General features: G+C 72.3%; 15 protein-coding genes and 1 tRNA gene. 1 reads left to right on the top strand and 15 read right to left on the bottom strand.

All coding sequences use genetic code 11. The features are described 5' to 3' along the window. Positions 1-35 precede the first annotated feature (35 nt). From QBL21_RS07560 to QBL21_RS07495, 14 genes are all read right to left on the bottom strand, one after another. Complete coding sequence (locus tag QBL21_RS07560) at positions 36-1,430, bottom strand: MraY family glycosyltransferase (protein ID WP_407561221.1); 1,395 nt, start codon at positions 1,428-1,430, stop codon at positions 36-38. Positions 1,431-1,579: 149 nt separating this feature from the next. Continuing rightward, on the bottom strand, positions 1,580-2,212 hold the full coding sequence (locus QBL21_RS07555; protein ID WP_407561220.1) for a protein-tyrosine-phosphatase: 633 nt from the start codon (positions 2,210-2,212) through the stop codon (positions 1,580-1,582). Then, entirely contained in the window at positions 2,209-2,856 is a 648-nt protein-coding gene (locus QBL21_RS07550; protein ID WP_407561219.1) for an L-threonylcarbamoyladenylate synthase, read from the bottom strand. The genes QBL21_RS07555 and QBL21_RS07550 overlap by 4 nt, the downstream gene beginning before the upstream one ends. 13 nt (positions 2,857-2,869) lie before the next feature. After that, the gene (prmC, locus tag QBL21_RS07545) at positions 2,870-3,727 is read right to left on the bottom strand and encodes a peptide chain release factor N(5)-glutamine methyltransferase (RefSeq protein ID WP_407561218.1); all 858 of its coding nucleotides are present in this window, start codon (positions 3,725-3,727) and stop codon (positions 2,870-2,872) included. A gap of 36 nt (positions 3,728-3,763) precedes the next feature. Continuing rightward, a complete protein-coding gene (prfA, locus tag QBL21_RS07540) occupies positions 3,764-4,843 on the bottom strand; it encodes a peptide chain release factor 1 (RefSeq protein ID WP_407561217.1) in 1,080 nt (359 codons plus the stop codon). A gap of 125 nt (positions 4,844-4,968) precedes the next feature. Then, complete coding sequence (rpmE, locus tag QBL21_RS07535) at positions 4,969-5,190, bottom strand: 50S ribosomal protein L31 (RefSeq protein ID WP_018840095.1); 222 nt, start codon at positions 5,188-5,190, stop codon at positions 4,969-4,971. Between the two features lie 175 nt (positions 5,191-5,365). After that, complete coding sequence (locus tag QBL21_RS07530; RefSeq protein ID WP_407561216.1) at positions 5,366-6,517, bottom strand: LCP family protein; 1,152 nt, start codon at positions 6,515-6,517, stop codon at positions 5,366-5,368. Positions 6,518-6,722: 205 nt separating this feature from the next. Then, positions 6,723-8,735, bottom strand: coding sequence for a transcription termination factor Rho (gene rho / locus QBL21_RS07525; protein WP_407561215.1), 2,013 nt, complete (start codon positions 8,733-8,735; stop codon positions 6,723-6,725). Between the two features lie 541 nt (positions 8,736-9,276). After that, positions 9,277-10,254, bottom strand: a complete 978-nt coding sequence (thrB, locus tag QBL21_RS07520; protein ID WP_407561214.1) for a homoserine kinase — start codon at positions 10,252-10,254, stop codon at positions 9,277-9,279. A 414-nt stretch (positions 10,255-10,668) separates the two neighbouring features. Then, positions 10,669-11,763: a threonine synthase gene (thrC, locus tag QBL21_RS07515; RefSeq protein ID WP_407566336.1), complete on the bottom strand. Its 1,095-nt coding sequence runs from the start codon at positions 11,761-11,763 to the stop codon at positions 10,669-10,671. A 42-nt stretch (positions 11,764-11,805) separates the two neighbouring features. Continuing rightward, positions 11,806-13,098, bottom strand: coding sequence for a homoserine dehydrogenase (locus tag QBL21_RS07510; protein WP_407561213.1), 1,293 nt, complete (start codon positions 13,096-13,098; stop codon positions 11,806-11,808). A gap of 167 nt (positions 13,099-13,265) precedes the next feature. Next, complete coding sequence (lysA, locus tag QBL21_RS07505; RefSeq protein WP_407561212.1) at positions 13,266-14,654, bottom strand: diaminopimelate decarboxylase; 1,389 nt, start codon at positions 14,652-14,654, stop codon at positions 13,266-13,268. 53 nt (positions 14,655-14,707) lie between these two features. Beyond that, positions 14,708-15,694, bottom strand: a complete 987-nt coding sequence (locus QBL21_RS07500; RefSeq protein WP_407561211.1) for a DALR anticodon-binding domain-containing protein — start codon at positions 15,692-15,694, stop codon at positions 14,708-14,710. Positions 15,695-15,757: 63 nt separating this feature from the next. Continuing rightward, positions 15,758-16,210, bottom strand: a complete 453-nt coding sequence (locus QBL21_RS07495) for a response regulator (protein ID WP_407561210.1) — start codon at positions 16,208-16,210, stop codon at positions 15,758-15,760. Between the two features lie 163 nt (positions 16,211-16,373). On the opposite strand from QBL21_RS07495, the gene QBL21_RS07490 reads away from it, so the two are divergent. Then, positions 16,374-16,445, top strand: a tRNA-Arg gene (locus QBL21_RS07490). Between the two features lie 216 nt (positions 16,446-16,661). Here the strand turns inward: QBL21_RS07490 and QBL21_RS07485 are convergent. Continuing rightward, on the bottom strand, positions 16,662-17,294 hold the full coding sequence (locus tag QBL21_RS07485; protein ID WP_407561209.1) for a hypothetical protein: 633 nt from the start codon (positions 17,292-17,294) through the stop codon (positions 16,662-16,664). Between the last annotated feature and the right edge of the window lie 87 nt (positions 17,295-17,381).

Here is a 17,381-nt window from a genome sequence, read left to right as displayed (position 1 = left end):
CATCCCGCTCACCTGGAGATATGCCTGGTAAAGGGTCAATGTCCGGCCCGGCGCCACCGCGAGCGCTCCCCCACCGCCGTCGACCCGCTGATGCCCGCGGGGACGAGTTCGTGCTCCTGTGAACCCGGTGCGCCGCCCGCCCCGTTCGCACCGTTCCTCGCGGCCCCGCCGGCCGGCGCCGGGCCGTCCTGCGGCCCCGTACCGTCGCCCCGCTCGTCGTCCGACCCGTCGTCGGGCCCTTCGCCCGACCCGTCGGCGGCGTCGTCCGGGCGCCGGTAGCGCGGCGGTACGAGCCTGTTGGCCCACGACGGCGTCTTCGGGGCGAACCGCGGCAGCAGCAGCAACACGAGCCCCGCGGCGCTCAACCCGACCGCCACCAGCACCACCCAGACGTTCTCGGCCTGCACCGAGAAGGCCACCATCCCGAACGCGACCAGCGCCGACCAGAAGTACATGAGCAGCACGGCCCGCATGTGCGAGTGGCCCATCTCCAGCAGCCGGTGGTGGAGATGACCGCGGTCGGCCGCGAACGGCGACTGCCCGCGCCACGTGCGCCGTACGACGGCGAGCACCAGGTCCAGCATCGGGATCGCCAGGATCGTCAGCGGCAGCACCAGCGGGATGAACACCGGCACCGTCGAGCGCACCGCCTGCTTCTCGCTGCCCGCGAAGACCTTCAGCGCGTCCGGATCCACCTGCCCCGTGATGGAGATGGCGCCGGCGGCCAGCACCAGACCCAGCAGCATCGAGCCGGAGTCGCCCATGAAGATCCGGGCCGGGTGCACGTTGTGCGGCAGGAAGCCGACGCACATGCCCAGCAGCACGGCGGAGAAGAGCGCGGCTGGGGCGGCGGCCTCGATGCCGTAGCCGAACCAGATGCGGTACGCGTAGATGAAGAACGCCGCCGAGGCGATGCCCACCATGCCGGCGGCCAGCCCGTCGAGGCCGTCCACGAAGTTGACGGCGTTGATCGAGATGACGACGAGCGCGACGGTCAGCAGCGTGCCCTGCATCGGCGTCAGCACCACCGTGCCCACGCCCGGGACCGGGATCCACAGGATCGTCAGGCCCTGGAGCACCATGACGCCCGCGGCGATCATCTGGGCGCCGAGCTTCAGCAGGGCGTCCACGCCCCACTTGTCGTCCAGCACGCCGATCAGCCAGATCAGCGCGGCACCGGACAGCAGCGCCTTGGGTTCGTTCAGCTCGAAGACCCGCTCGAACGCCTGCAACTGCGACGCGACGAGCAGCGCGGCGCACATGCCGCCGAACATGGCGATGCCGCCGAGTCTCGGCGTCGGCTCGCTGTGCACGTCACGGTCCCGGATTTCCGGCATCGCGCCGGCCGCGATCGCGAACTTCCGCACCGGGCCGGTCAGCAGATACGTGACAGCGGCTGCGATGCACAGCGTCAGCAGGTATTCACGCACAAGCTGCCCCAGAGGTTTCGCTGTTCCGTTCAGCCACACACATTAGCCCGCTCCCGGGCCTCCGTTCTCCGGGTACGGACGCGAAGGCCCGTCCGGGCCCGTACAGAGTGAGACCCACCAGGCGCCCTACCGGTTGCATCCGGCCATCGTCAGGCGGCGGCCGGCACGCCTGTGAGCGCCGTCACCACGGGGTCCAGCGCCTGCCCGATCTCCTCGCCGATACGCCGGAAGTACGGCACCGGCGCCCCGTACGGGTCGTACACCTCGTCCGCCGCCGGGCTGGGCGCCAGCAGCCAGCCGCGCAGCGCCGCGGCGGCCTGCACCAGCGCGTGCGCCCGCGCCACGGGGCCCTCGCGGGCGGGCGGCAGCGTGGCGGAATCTATGGCCCGTACCAGCCGGGCGAACTCCTTGAGCGTGAACGTGCGCAGGCCCGCGGAGTGCCCCATGGAGATCACCTGCGCCCGGTGGTCCCGGGTCGCGGTCAGCACCAGATCCGCCCGGATCACGTGCTCGTCGCGCAGCTCCCGCGCCGCGAACCCGTCCGGGTCCGCCCCCACCTCGCGCAGCACCGTCGCCGCGTGCGCCTCCATGGGCGCGCCCTCGTGCCCCCAGGTCCCCGCGCTCTCCACGGCGATGCCCGCCGCGGGCCGCGCGCCGAGGCGGACGTCGAGGGCATGCCGCGTCAGCCGCTCGGTGATCGGTGAGCGGCAGACGTTGCCGGTGCTGACGTGGAGGATACGGAATCCCTGTATGTCCCCCGTGCGCCCTTCGGGCGCGGTCAACTGGCGACCTCAAGCCCGCCGGCGACCTCGCGCAGTTGCTCGGCGGTCACCGCGCCCTCGCGCAGCAGCACCGGCGTGCGGCCGGTGATGTCCACGATCGATGACGGCACCGCGGCCGGCGTCGGGCCGCCGTCGAGATACACCGAGACCGACTCGCCCAGCATCTCCTGGGCGGCGTCGCAGTCCTGCGGGGCGGGGTGGCCGGTCAGGTTGGCGCTGGAGACGGCCATCGGGCCGACCTCCTTGAGCAGTTCGAGCGCCACCGGGTGCAGCGGCATGCGCACCGCCACCGTGCCGCGGGTCTCGCCCAGGTCCCAGGTCAGCGACGGCTGGTGCTTGGCGACGACGGTCAACGCGCCCGGCCAGAAGGCGTCGATCAGCTCCCACGCCTCCTCGCTGAGGTCCTTGACGAGGCCGTGCAGCGTGTTCGGCGAGCCGATGAGGACCGGGGTGGGCATACTGCGCCCGCGGCCCTTGGCGTCGAGCAGCGACGCCACCGCCTCGTTGGCGAAGGCGTCGGCGCCGATGCCGTAGACCGTGTCGGTGGGCAGGACGACCAGCTCGCCGCGGCGGACTGCCGACGCGGCCTCGCGCAGCCCGGTCCTGCGATCGGCCGCATCGCTGGAGTCGTAGCGCCGTGCCATGTCAATCTCCTTCTCAGGTACGGACCCTGCGGGCGGTCGCGAATCGAGGCCGGTTGTTGAGGTCGGGGTGGTCGGCGGCGTCCGCCCAGCCGCGTTCCTCGGTGAAGAGCCACGGCACCTGGCCGCCCTGGGTGTCGGCGTGTTCGACGACCACCACCCCGCCGGGGCGCAGCAGCCGGCGGGCCGCGACCTCCAGACCGCGGATGAGGTCGAGGCCGTCCTCGCCGGAGAAGAGCGCGGCCTGCGGGTCGTGGTCGCGGGCTTCCGGGGCGACGTGCTCCCACTCGGTCAGCGGGATGTACGGCGGGTTGCTGATGACCAGGTCGACCTGGCCGTTCAGCTCGGGCAGCGCGGTGCGCGCGTCCGAGTGGTGCAGGACGACACGGGCGCCGCCGTCGTTGTGGGCGGCGTTCTTGCGCGCCCAGGAGAGCGCCGTCTCCTCCAGCTCGACGGCGTGCACGGCGGCCCGCGGCACCTCCTGGGCCATGGCCAGCGCGATGGCGCCGGAGCCGGTGCACAGGTCGACGATCAGCGGCTCGACGACGTCCATCGCGCGCACGGCCGCTATGGCCCAGTCCACCACGGACTCGGTCTCCGGCCGCGGCACGAAGACACCGGGGCCGACCTGGAGTTCCAGATAGCGGAAGTAGGCGACGCCGGTGATGTGCTGGAGCGGCTCGCGGGCCTCACGGCGGGCGACGGCCTCCCAGTAGCGGGCGTCGAAGTCGGCGTCGGCGACACGGTGCAACTCGCCGCGGGGCACGCCGTGCACGTACGCCGCCAGCTCCTCCGCGTCAAACCGCGGGGAGGGCACGCCGGCGTCGGCGAGCCGCTGCGTGGCCTGTGCCACTTCGACGAGCAGCAGGTTCACGTTCCCTCCGGTCCCTCGGGCGTATCCGTGCGGGGCTCAGCCGGCGTCCGCGAGCTTGGCCGCGGCGTCCGCGTCCACGCATGCCTGGATCACCGCGTCCAACTCCCCGTCGAGCACCTGGTCCAGGTTGTACGCCTTGAAACCGACCCGGTGGTCCGAGATCCGGTTCTCGGGGAAGTTGTACGTGCGGATGCGCTCCGAGCGGTCCACGGTACGCACCTGGCTGCGGCGCGCGTCCGCCGCCTCCTTCTCGGCCTCCTCCTGCGCCTCGGCGAGCAGCCTCGCCCGCAGGATACGCATCGCCTGCTCCCTGTTCTGAAGCTGGCTCTTCTCGTTCTGGCAGGAGACCACGATGCCGGTGGGCAGGTGCGTGATGCGTACCGCGGAGTCCGTCGTGTTGACGGACTGGCCGCCGGGGCCCGAGGAGCGGTAGACGTCGATCCGCAGGTCGCCCGGGCCGATCTCGACCTCGTCGACGTCCTCGGCCTCGGGCAGCACCAGCACGCCCGCGGCGGAGGTGTGGATACGGCCCTGCGACTCGGTGGCCGGCACCCGCTGCACGCGGTGCACGCCGCCCTCGTACTTCAGCCGCGCCCACACGCCCTGGCCGGGTTCTGCGGGTGCGGCGCCCTTGAGCTTCACCGAGACCGAGACGTCCTTGTAGCCGCCGAGGTCCGACTCGTTGGCGTCCAGCAGCTCCGTCCGCCAGCCCTGCCGCTCGGCGTAGCGCAGGTACATCCGCAGCAGGTCGCCGGCGAAGAGCGCGGACTCCTCGCCGCCCTCGCCGGCCTTGACCTCCAGGATGACGTTCTTGTCGTCGCTGGGATCGCGCGGTACGAGCAGCAGCCGCAGCCGCTCCGTCAGCTCCTCGCGCTCGCGCTCCAGGCTCTTGGCCTCGGCGGCGAAGTCCGAATCCTCCGCGGCCAGCTCGCGGGCGGCGACGGCGTCCTCGCCGGCGCGCTCCCAGGCGCGGTAGGCGGCGATGATCGGGGTCAGCTCGGCGTAGCGCTTGTTGAGCCGGGTGGCGCGGCGCTGGTCGGCGTGCACGCCGGGGTCGGCGAGCTGCTGTTCCAGGGTGGCGTGCTCGCCGATGAGATCCTTGACGACCTCGAACATCGTGGGGCGCTCCGTAGGGGGGAAGTAGCAGGACCGGGGGCGGCGGGCGGCCGGACGGGACGAAAAACGTGCGCCGGCCCGGTCCGCCCCTCATCGGGGCGGCCGGCCCGGCGCACGCGGACGAGCTACTTCTTCGCCGCGGCCTGCTTGCCGAAGCGGGCCTCGAAGCGGGCCACGCGGCCACCGGTGTCGAGGATCTTCTGCTTGCCCGTGTAGAACGGGTGGCACGCGGAGCAGATGTCCGCGCGGATGGTGCCGGAGGTGACGGTGCTCCGGGTGGTGAAGGAGTTACCGCAGGTGCAGCTCACCTGGGTCTCCACGTACTCCGGGTGGATGTCGCGCTTCAAGGGATTCTCCTAGGTTCGGGAGGGCTCCGGGTCGATCGGCGGATGCGTCACGTGAACCGGGGCCGACGTACCAGTCTACGAGGACCGGTCGTGCACGCCAAAACGGGTCCTGGGCCCGCTTTATTCCACGGCCCGCGCTCCCGGGCACGCCCGCCCGGGGCGCACCGTCCGGCGTTCACCGCCCGGCGGCCTGCGCGCCGCTGCCGGGCGCGACCTCGGCGAGATCCCCGGGCCCAGGCGGCGGGGCGGTGACCACGCGGTCACTGCCCGGCTGCCCGCCCGCGGTGTCCTTCAGCGCGGACCGCGGTATCGGCCGGTCGGCCCGCAGCGCCTCCCAGACCTGCGCGGACTCCTTCTCCAGCGGCACCACCCGGTTGCGGTCCTGCGCGTCGAACGTCACCGGGAGGGTCACCATCTGCATGTCGTCCGGGCCTATGTCGCCCAGGCTCTCGGCCAGCCGGCGCAGCTCGTTCACCGATCCCAGGTCCTTGTCGGTGGTGATCGACTTGGTGGCGGTGTCGGCGAGCCCGATGAGCTTGGCCGGGCTGGTCAGCAGGTCGACCTCGCCGACCTGCTGCACCAGCGCCTTCACGAAGACCTGCTGGAGCTCTATGCGGCCCAGGTCGCTGCCGTCGCCGACGCCCTTGCGGGTACGTACCAGGCCGAGCGCCTGCTCGCCGTCCAGGGTGTGGGTGCCGGCCTTGAGGTCGAGGTGGCTGTCGGGGTCGTCTATGTCCTCGCGGGTGGTGATCTCGACCCCGCCGAGCTGGTCGACCATCCGCTTGAAGCCGCTGAAGTCGACCTCGACGAAGTGGTCCATGCGCACCCCGGTCATCTTCTCCACGGTCTTGACGGTGCAGGCCGGGCCGCCGACGGAGTACGACTCGTTGAACATCGCGCGCTCGGCGGCGGGCGCGGTGTCGCCGTCCTCACGCCGGCACTCGGGCCGGTCCACGAGGGTGTCGCGGGGGATGCTGACGACGCTGGCGCGCTTCCGGTCCTCGTAGACGTGGACGATCATCGCGGTGTCGGAGCGGGCGCCGCCGCCGTCGCGGCCGTACTTGGCGTTCTCGCCGGCCCGCGAGTCCGAGCCGAGGACGAGGATGTCCATGGAGCCGCCGGGCAGGTCCTTGGGCCGGTCGCCGCCGAGCTTGGCGTCGAGGTCGACGCTGGTCAGGTTGCCGTTGAGGCGGAAGTAGAGGTAGCCGAGCCCGGCCCCGCCGAGGATCACGGCGCCGACGAGGACCCAGACGGCGGCGAGGACCGCCTTGCGGCGGGGACTGCGGGGTCGCCGGCCGGGATCCCCGGCTGCGTACGGTTCCGCCATCGGTTCCTCACCTCGGCCGCTCAGGTCCCTGACACGCCGCGGGTACCCAAACTTTTCCCCACATTCCCCGACAGGGATCACCTAAAAGGGTTACACACGTCTTGGTGAACGCGCAAAAGCCTCCCCTCGTTCCAAGGGGAGGCTTTTGCCTACGAAAAGTGCCCGACCTGCACCGGTTCGCGTGGGCCCGGCGCCGGGTTGCGGATCAGTCGCCGTTGGGCGTGGGCGTGGTCTTCTGGATCTGCATCAGGAACTCGGCGTTGCTCTTGGTCTGCTTCATCTTGTCCAGCAGCAGCTCCATCGCCTGCTGCTGGTCCAGCGCGTGCAGCACCCGGCGGAGCTTCCAGACGATGGCCAGCTCGTCGCTGCGCATCAGGATCTCCTCCTTGCGGGTGCCGGAGGCGTCCACGTCGACCGCGGGGAAGATGCGCTTGTCCGAGAGCTTGCGGTCCAGCCGCAGCTCCATGTTGCCGGTGCCCTTGAACTCCTCGAAGATCACCTCGTCCATCCGCGAGCCGGTCTCGACCAGCGCGGTGGCCAGGATGGTCAGCGAGCCGCCGTCCTCGATGTTGCGCGCGGCGCCGAAGAACTTCTTCGGCGGGTAGAGCGCCGTGGAGTCCACACCGCCGGACAGGATGCGGCCGGAGGCCGGGGCGGCCAGGTTGTACGCGCGGCCGAGCCGGGTGATCGAGTCGAGCAGCACGACGACGTCGTGGCCCAGCTCGACGAGCCGCTTGGCGCGCTCGATGGACAGCTCGGCGACGGTGGTGTGGTCCTCCGCCGGGCGGTCGAAGGTCGAGGAGATGACCTCGCCCTTCACCGACCGCTGCATGTCGGTGACTTCCTCGGGCCGCTCGTCGACGAGGACGACCATGAGGTGGCACTCGGGGTTGTTGGTGGTGATCGCGTTGGCGATGGACTGGAGGATCATCGTCTTGCCGGTCTTCGGCGGCGCCACGATCAGCCCGCGCTGCCCCTTGCCGATGGGCGAGACCAGGTCGATGATCCGCGGGGTGAGCGCACCCGGGTCGCTCTCCAGGCGCAGCCGGTCCTGCGGGTAGAGCGGGGTGAGCTTGCCGAACTCCGCCCGGCCGCGGCTCTGTTCCGGCGACTGGCCGTTGACCGAGTCGAGCCGGACCAGCGCGTTGAACTTCTCCCGGCGCTCGCCGTCGCGCGGCTGGCGCACCGCGCCCGTGACGTGGTCGCCCTTGCGCAGGCCGTTCTTGCGCACCTGGGCCAGCGACACGTACACGTCGTTGGGGCCCGGCAGGTAGCCGGAGGTGCGGACGAAGGCGTAGTTGTCGAGGATGTCGAGGATGCCCGCGACCGGGATCAGGACGTCGTCCTCGGCGATCTGCGGCTCGCTGAAGTCCTCGCGCCCGCGCCGCCCGCGCCGGTCCCGGTAACGGCCCCTGCGACCGCGCCGGCCGCCGTCGAAGTCGTCGTCCTGCTGCTGTTGCTGCTGCTGCCGGCCGCCGCCCTGGTTCTGCTGGCCGCCGCCACCGCCCTGGCCGCCGCCGTCGTCGCTCTTGTTGCGGCGGTTCTGCCGGTCGCGACGGCCGCCCTGCCGGTCGCCGCCGCCCTGGCGCTCGCCCTTCTGCCGGCCGCCGTCGCCCGACTGCTTGGCGTCGCCGCCCTTCTCGGCCTTGTCGGCCCTGTCGGCCCTGTCGGCCCTGTCGGCCTTCTCCGCCCTGTCACCCTTGTCGGCCTTCTCGCCGCCGTTCTGCTCGGCGCCGGAGTCCTGCACCTTGACGGGCTGGCCGGGAATGTCGATCCGCGAGTCGGCGCCCTCGTCCTTGCGCCCGTCGGCGTCGGCCTGCTCGGCCTCGCCGGTACGGGCACGGGAGGTGGCCCGGCGCTTCGGCCGCGCCGCCGCGCCGTCCGCCTGCGCGTCCTTGCCGGCCTTGTCGACGGCCTTCTCGACGGCCTTCTCCGCCTTGGCCTCGGCGGACTTGCCGCCGTCGGCGCCCTGCCTCTCCTTGATCACCTCGATGAGCTGGCTCTTGCGCATCCGAGCGGTGCCCCGGATCCCGAGGCCGGATGCGATCTGCTGGAGCTCCGCCAGGACCATGCCCTCCAGGCCGGCGCCGCGACGGCGCCTGGTCGAACCGGCGGTGGTTGCGGGAGCTGCCCCAGTCTCCTGCTGGGAGGCACCCCCAGAAGCTGGGCTGGCGGCGTTCTCTGCGTTGACGCCCATCAGATCGGTGGTGTCGCTCACGAAGGGTCCTTCCCTGGAGCGGTGCGTCGGCCTGTCTGGCTCGGCGACCGGTCGTGCTCTCCGGCTGCGGCCCGTGCGTCTGCGTCTGCGGGTCCGCGTCGGTGCGGTAGTCCGCCGTAAGGCGGTGAAGACTGTGCAGGGTCGGCATGCTGATGGCGCGAGGCACTCGGGTGGGTGTCACGCACGACAGCGGTGCCGATTCGGGAGCGTCACTGCACCGGCAGGCTGCTCAGGCAATGTGGAAGGCTCCCGGAAGAAAGGCTGCCCCGCTGGGGAAATCCCCTTGTGGGACCTGCCCCCGGGCCCTGCGGCCCGGAGAGACCCCAGCACACAGCACGGCCGTGTGGAACCTACGACTGGAGTGCGCTGGTGCTGTGAGGTTAACACTATCGGATCCCGCAGACATTCCCCCTCTCCCGGCGCCGGCGGCCGGTTCCGTGTTGTCAAATCGGTGGTGCGGGTCGTCGTGCGGGCGGTGCGCGCGGGCCGGTGACCTGCGCGTGCCCGCGTCCGTCGCGTGGCACGGGCCGCCGCCGGGCCGTCAGGCCAGCGGCAGCACGCTCGCCCCCTCCCGGTCGAGGGCCAGCCGGTTCGCCGCCCAGCCGTCGCCCGCCGAACGGGCGACCTTCTCGGCCGCGCCGTCCTCCGCGAACGCCAGCACCGTCGGCCCGGCGCCGGAGATCACCGCGGGCACGCCGTCGGCCCGCAGCCGCGCCACCAGCGCCGTGCTCTCCGGCATCGCTGCCGCGCGGTAGTCCTGGTGGAGCCGGTCCTCGGTGGCCGTGAGCAGCAGCTCGGGGCGCCGGGTCAGCGCCTCGACGAAGAGCGCCGCGCGGGCGGCGGTCAGCGCCGCGTCCGCGTGCGGCACGGTACGGGGCAGCAGGCCGCGGGCCTCCGCGGTGGACAGCGGGTTGCCGGGCACGAAGACCACCGGCACGACGCCCCCGGCCGGCTCCAGCCGGATGGCCCGTACCGACGCGGCGGGCGCGGCCCCGGGCGCCGTACCCGCGCCGCCCGTGCCGTCGTCCGTCCAGGCCAGGGTGAAGCCGCCGAGCAGACACGCCGCGACGTTGTCGGGGTGGCCCTCCAGCTCCGCCGCCAGCTCCAGCAGCGCCGCTCTGTCGTGGGCGGAGTCGAGGGCGCCCCCGCGCTCGGCGCCGCCTATCGTCACCGCCCGCGCCGCGATGATGCCGGCGCAGATCGCCGCGGCGGACGAACCGAGCCCGCGGCCGTGCGGAATCCGGTTGGCGCACACCACCTCAAGGCCGCGCGGCTGCCCGCCCAGCGCCTCGAAGGCGCTGCGCATGGCCCGTACGAGCAGGTGGGACTCGTCCCGCGGGAGGTTCTCCGCGCCCTCGCCGGCGATGTCGACGGCCAGCCCGGACTCGGCGACCCGGACCACCACGTCGTCGTAGAGCCCGAGGGCCAGCCCGAACGTGTCGAAGCCGGGGCCGAGGTTGGCGCTGGTCGCCGGCACGCGGACGCGTACGGGCGCGGCGCGGAAGGCTGGACCGGCCATCGCTTGCGTGACTCTCCTTGTGACTCTCACCCGGTCTCCCGGGCGGTGGGGGAAATCAGCTCGGTTACGACTGTGCCCGACCGGCGCCCCCGCGGCACGCCGTGCGCGCGCGGGCGGGGCGGGCGACTATCGAAAGGGGGTGCCCGGGACACTTGACCGGCGGGCTCAACGCCAGCTTATCGAAGGTGGGTTCCCGTGCGACATAGGGCGCACAGGAGGCGCTCGATGCGCGGCCCGCGCACGTGCCCGGCAGGCGGCCGGCCCGCCGTTCCCGTACGGGCCGGGGGCCGGGTCCGTACGGCGGTCTGCGCAGGCCGTACGGGCCGCCACCCGCGCCGTACGCCGGTGCGCCCGCGCCGTACGCGGGGCGTCCCGGGCCGCGCGGGCCGGGCGCGGGCCGCCGGGCTGCCCCGGTCAGGCCAGCCCCAGCCGCTCCGCCGCCACGTCCGCGTCGACCGGCACGGCGACGGGCTGCGGCGCGCCGGCGACCGCCCAGTCGGGGTCCTTCAGCCCGTTGCCGGTGACCGTGCAGACGATTCGCTGGCCGACGTCGACCATGCCCAGCTCGGCGGCCTGGAGCAGCCCCGCGACGCTCGCCGCCGAGGCCGGCTCGACGAAGACGCCCTCCTGCGCGGCCAGCAGCTTGTACGCCCGCAGGATCTGCCGGTCGGTGACCGCCTCGATGTGCCCGCCGGACTCGTCGCGCGCCTGCTCGGCCAGCTCCCACGAGGCGGGGTTGCCGATGCGGATGGCCGTGGCCAGCGTGCTCGGGTCCTTCACCGGCTCGCCGCGCACGATCGGGGCCGCGCCCGCCGCCTGGTAGCCCCACATCCGCGGGGTGCGGGTGGCGAGAGCCCCCAGCGGGGAGGAGGCGTCGCTGTACTCGCGGTAGCCCTTCCAGTACGAAGTGATGTTGCCGGCGTTGCCGACCGGCAGGACGTGGATGTCCGGCGCGTCGCCGAGCGCGTCCACGACCTCGAAGGCGGCGGTCTTCTGGCCCTCGATACGCGCCGGGTTGACGGAGTTCACCAGCGCCACCGGGTACTTCTCGCTCAGCGCGCGGGCCAGCGTCAGGCAGTCGTCGAAGTTGCCGTCGACCTGGAGGATCCGCGCGCCGTGCACCAGCGCCTGGCCCATCTTGCCGAGCGCGATCTTGCCCTGCGGCACCAGCACGGCGCAGGTCAGCCCGGCCCGTACCGCATAGGCGGCGGCCGAGGCCGAGGTGTTGCCGGTCGAGGCGCAGATGACGGCCTGGGCGCCGGACTCCTTCGCCACGGACATCGCCATCGTCATGCCGCGGTCCTTGAAGGACCCGGTGGGGTTGGCGCCCTCCACCTTCAGGTGCACGTCGCAGCCCGTGCGCTCGGAGAGCACCTGGGCCGGCACCAGCGGGGTCCCGCCCTCCCGGAGCGTCACCACCGGGGTGTCCGCGCCGACCGGCAGCCGGTCGCGGTACTCCTCGATGACGCCCCGCCACTGGGGTGCCCGCCGCGCGGCGGAGCCGCTCATGTCACGTCGGGGCTCGTCGATCACAGCGTCCATTTCCTTACGTCACTCCCCTTCGACCCGCATGGTGCTGGCCACGCCGCGTACGGTCTCCAGCTTCCGAAGCGCCTCGACCGTCGCCGCCAGCGCGGCGTCCGTCGCCCGGTGCGTGACCACCACGAGCGACGCCTCGCCATCCTTGCCCTGCTGCCTGACCGTGTCGATGGACACGTCGTGCTCGGCGAAGACGGCAGCCACATGGGCGAGCACGCCCGCCCGGTCGGCCACGTCCAGGCTGATGTGGTACCGCGTGACGACGGCGTCGGGCGGCGCCACCGGCAGTTGCGCGTACGCGCTCTCCCCCGGCCCGCTGCCGCCGCTGAGCCGGTGCCGGCCGACCGCGACCAGGTCGCCGAGCACGGCGCTCGCGGTGGGTGCGCCGCCGGCGCCCGGGCCGTAGAACATGAGCTGCCCGGCCGCGCTGGCCTCGACGAAGACGGCGTTGTACGCCTCGCGCACGGAGGCCAGCGGGTGCGTCCGCGGGATCATCGCGGGGTGCACCCGCGCGGTGACGGACCTGCCGTCGGGGGTGCGCTCGCAGATGGCGAGCAGCTTGACCGTACAGCCCATCCGGGTCGCGGACGCCAGGTCGGCGGCGGTGATCTCGGTGATGCCCTGGCGGTGTACGTCGTCGAGGCGGACCCGGGTGTGGAAGGCGAGGCCGGCGAGGATCGCGGCCTTGGCGGCGGCGTCGTAGCCCTCGACGTCGGCGGTGGGGTCGGCCTCGGCGTAGCCGAGGGCGGTGGCCTCCTCCAGCGCCTCGGCGTAGCCGGCGCCGGAGGTGTCCATGCGGTCGAGGATGAAGTTGGTGGTGCCGTTGAGGATGCCGAGCACGCGGTTGACCTTGTCGCCGGCCAGCGACTCGCGCAGCGGGCGGACGAGCGGGATGGCGCCGGCGACGGCGGCCTCGTAGTAGAGGTCGACGCCGTGCCGGGCGGCGGCGGCGTGGAGGCTGGGGCCGTCCTCGGCGAGGAGGGCCTTGTTGCCGGTGACGACGCTGGCGCCGTGCTCGATGGCGGTGGTGATGAGCGTACGGGCCGGCTCCAGGCCGCCGATCAGTTCGACGACGACGTCGACGTCGCCGCGTTTGACCAGCGCCGTGGCGTCCGTGGTGACCAGCTCGTCCGGGATCCCCGGCCGCTCCAGACCCGGGCGCCGCACCGCGACGCCGGCCAGCTCGACGGGGGCGCCGATGCGGGCGGCGAGGTCGGCGGCGTTCGCCGTCATGATGCGCGCGACCTCGGAGCCGACGGACCCGCAGCCCAGGAGCGCCACCTTCAGCGGACGCCTCTCGCTCATACGACCTCGTTCCTCGTTCCTCACGTGCACCGATGGGGGCGATTCCAGTCTCACGCAGCGGCGGGCGATTGCGACGCCCTGTCCGGATGCCGAGACGTACGGTTTACGGCTTGAGATATGGCCGGAGACGCCGCTCGACGGGAACCGCCTGTCGACGCTCCCGCTCCTCAGCCGACGTCGAGCCGCAGCAGGTCCTCCTCCGTCTCGCGCCGCACGATCTCCCGCGCCGCCCCCTCCGCCACGGCCACCACGGGCGGGCGCAGCACGTGGTTGTAGTTGCTCGCCATGGCGCGGCAGTACGCCCCGGTGGCCGGCACCGCGAGCAGGTCGCCGACCGCCAGGTCCGCCGGCAGATAGGCGTCGCGTACGAGGATGTCGCCCGACTCGCAGTGCTTGCCGACGACGCGGGCGAGCATCGGCTCGGCGGCGGAGGTGCGGGAGGCCAGCGCCACCGAGTACTCGGCGTCGTAGAGCGCGGTGCGGATGTTGTCCGACATGCCGCCGTCCACGCTCACGTACGTACGCAGCCCCGCCAGTTCCTTGACCGTGCCGACCTCGTAGAGCGTGAAGGCGGTCGGGCCGACGATGGCGCGGCCCGGCTCGACGGACAGCCGCGGCATGGCGAGCCCGGCGGCGGTGCACTCGCGGGAGACGATGTCGCGCAGCGACTTGGCGATCTCGTACGGCTCGCGCGGGTCGTCCTCGGGGGTGTACGCGATGCCGAGGCCGCCGCCGAGGTCGATCTCGGGCAGCTCCACCCCGTGCTCGTCGCGGATCTCGGTGAGCAGCCCGACGACGCGGCGGGCCGAGACCTCGAAGCCGGCCATGTCGAAGATCTGCGAGCCGATGTGGCTGTGGATGCCGACCAGCTCCAGGGAGTCCAGCTTCAGCACGCGCCGTACCGCCTCGGCCGCCTGGCCGTCGGCGAGCGCGAGGCCGAACTTCTGGTCCTCGTGGGCGGTGGCGATGAACTCGTGGGTGTGCGCCTCGACGCCGACCGTCACCCGGATCTGCACCCGCTGGCGCCGGCCCAGCTTCTCGGCGATGTGCGCGACGCGGACGATCTCCTGGTACGAGTCGAGCACGATCCGCCCGACGCCGGCCTCGACGGCCCGCCGGATCTCGTCCGGGCTCTTGTTGTTGCCGTGCATCGCGATCCGCTCGGCCGGCATCCCGGCGGCCAGCGCGGTCGCCAGCTCGCCGCCGGAGCACACGTCGAGGTTCAGCCCCTCCTCGCGCAGCCAGCGGACGACGGCGCGGGAGAGGAACGCCTTGCCGGCGTAGAAGACGTCGGCGCCCTCGAAGGCGTCGGTCCAGGCGCGGCAGCGGGCGCGGAAGTCGTCCTCGTCGAGGAAGTAGGCGGGGGTGCCGAACTCCTCGGCGAGCCGGGTCACGGGCAGCCCGCCGACGGTGACGACGCCGTCGCCGTCGCGCGCGACGGTACGGGCCCACACGCGCGGGTCGAGGTTGTTGATGTCGGCGGGCGGTGCGGCGTAGTGCCCTTCGGGCAGCACGTCGCCGTGCCGGGGGCCGGCGGGGTGGGCGGATCGGCTCACGGCGGGTTACTCCTTCGGCGGTACTGGATTCTCACAAGTGCCTCACGGGTGGCTCACACGTACTCGGGCGCCTGTATGCCGAGCAGGGCGAGCCCGTTGCGCAGGGCGACACCCGCGGCGGCGGCCTGACGCAGCCGGGCCCGGTGCCCGGCGGTGGGTTGCTCGTCGCCGCTGGGCAGGGCGGGGTGGGCCGCCTCGGCGCCGAGGAAGGCGCCGGCCAGGACGTCGAGGTGCCGGGCGAGCCGGTCGGGCGCGCGGCGGCGGGCGGCGGTCTCCACGACGACGGGGAGTTCGCCGACGGCGGCGCGCAGGGCGCCGTCGGTGCGAGTGTGCCGTACCGGGGCGCCGGAGGGCACGCCGGGTGGTGCGTCGATGCCGAGCGCGGCGGCGCCCCGGGCGAGGGCGGCGGTACGGGAGTGGGCGTACCGGATACGGAAGAGGGGGTTGGAGTCGCGCCGGAGGAGCAGCTCGGGGGTGAGCCGCGGGGGCTGACCGGCAGGGGTACGCAGGAAGGCCCAGGCAAGAACGTCGGGCGGGAACCCCGCGGGATCGTCCGCGAGCGGCAGGGCCCGTACGAGAACACGCTCACCGCCCTCGCCGAGGGAGGCACCGGCGGCGGAGAGAAGCCGCCGGAGGGCGCCGGCGATCACGAGAGCACGGGGATGCTCGTCGGCGACGAGGTGGAAGGAAGCCCCGGCGAGGAAGTCCCCGCTCCCGTAACGCTCCCCTGCGCTAAGGGCCTCCTCGACCGGATCCCCGCTCCCCCGCAGGGTGATGTTGAGGAACCCGGGCCCGGTGACGGTCACGTCGGCGATACCGGGGTGGGCGGCAAGCCGGTCGCGCAGCAGCGCGGCGACGTCGAGGGGATCGCGGCCGGCGGTGCGGGCGAGCTGGAGGGCGGCGTTGGTGGCGTAGTCCCCGCGCCCCCCGGGCCGCGGCCGCTCCACGACGACACGCGCCGGCACGGGTGCGCCGAACTCACCCACCGCGGCGGATCGCACCGTACGCAAAACGGTGCCGGTGAGCTCTGCGGGGTCCACGACACCAGCGTATGGGAGGTACGGGGTAGCCAGGCGAACCCTTTTACCGGACCCGTCCCCGACTCAGCACGCCCGGGACCCGGCGGGCTCCGCGTCGTCGGCGGCATCCCCGGCCAGGGACTCCCCGACCCGCGCCGAAGCCCGCCGCGCGGCCAGCCGCCGCACGACCCGTACCAGATCGACCGGCTCGAAGGGCTTCGCCAAAAACGCGTCCACCCCGGCCGCCCGCCCGGCCTCGACCTCAAGCTGATTGCACCCGCTGACCACCGCTATCGGCAGCTCCCGCGTCCGCGGATCGGCCCGCAAGCGGGCCGCGGTCCGCAGCCCGTCGAGCCGGGGCATGACGATGTCGAGCGTCACCACATCGGGACGGACCCGATGGACGGCTTCCAGACACTCGGCACCATCGGCCGCGGTCACGACCTCGAAACCCTCAAGTTCGAGATTGACCCTGATCAACTGCCGGATCACCTTGTTGTCATCGACGACAAGGACCCGACCGGACAAGCCAGGCACAGGTGAAAGCGTAGGCGCGCCCGCCCCCCTACGTCCGGCTTTTGGACACTTCCGCCCCTGACCTGCACACACACCCCGCCCCCCACCCCCAAAACCCCGTACCCGACCACCCCCCGGAAGCTGGTAGGGTTCTACCCGTCACCGCACCACCACGCGGAGACACGCCCCCGTAGCTCAGGGGATAGAGCAACGGCCTCCGGAGCCGTGTGCGCAGGTTCGAATCCTGCCGGGGGCACTGTATATTGGGTGCCCAAGACCCCGTGACCAGCGCAAGCGCTGAGGACGGGGTCTTCTTGCGTACGCAGCCGAAGGCCGCCGGAAGCAGCCCCATGTCACTGATCACGTAATGACCACGTAATGATCTTTCCCTCGAACGTCGCTGGTCACTAGCTGTTTCCGCCTCACCATCACCTGCTGGACTGCCGGTTCAGCGTGACCGCGTACTCCACCCTCAGCTCCCGTCCGCGGGATCGCTCCAGTGCCCAGAGGAGCCGGGTGGCCGCCAAGGGGTGGGCGAGGTCCGATCAAGCACAGGCGGGTCTATGTGGTTCGGCAAAGGCTCACCGTCGATGACGCACCCGAGCGAGACCTGCACGTAGCGCAGGTAGCCACGCACGTCACGAATGAGTCGCTCGCGATTGTCAGCACCCGCTCCGCGCCAACCAGCGTCATAGATCAGGCGCACGAGCGTGCGGTAACGATCACGCATGTCAACATCCGTGATCGAGAAAAGCTCAGTGAGCATTCCGCGGCGGACGGACTGCATCGCGGACGAGCAGTGATCGCGCGCGTGCACACTGAGCCCGGGGTCTTCCAATCCAACGTCGGGCAAAGACGGCAACCATGCGTAGAGGTCGGCCAAGCGTTCCAGGAGAAGTTTGGCGGCGGCTGCCGCGTTGTCCCGCTCCCTCTCGGCACGTACCAGCCGGACATCGGCGGCATGTTGCTCAGCAGCCAACTGCATCTGCGAGGTGATCGTTCGAGTGGTCTGCCAGCGGGCTACCAACACGGTGATCATGCCGCCGACCAGGGTCCCGAGCAGAGCACTGAACGTCTGACCTAAGAGATCGGACCAGTCTGACACACCGACAGCATCGTGATACGGACAGCAGTCGGCAAGACATCCCGTGTACCGTCTCTGCTCACACAACGCGCCGCAGTTACGACGTAA

Origin of the sequence: Streptomyces sp. 184 (assembly GCF_045781775.1) — a bacterium.
Lineage (GTDB): Bacteria > Actinomycetota > Actinomycetes > Streptomycetales > Streptomycetaceae > Streptomyces.
This window is presented reverse-complemented; position numbering and strand designations above follow the sequence as displayed.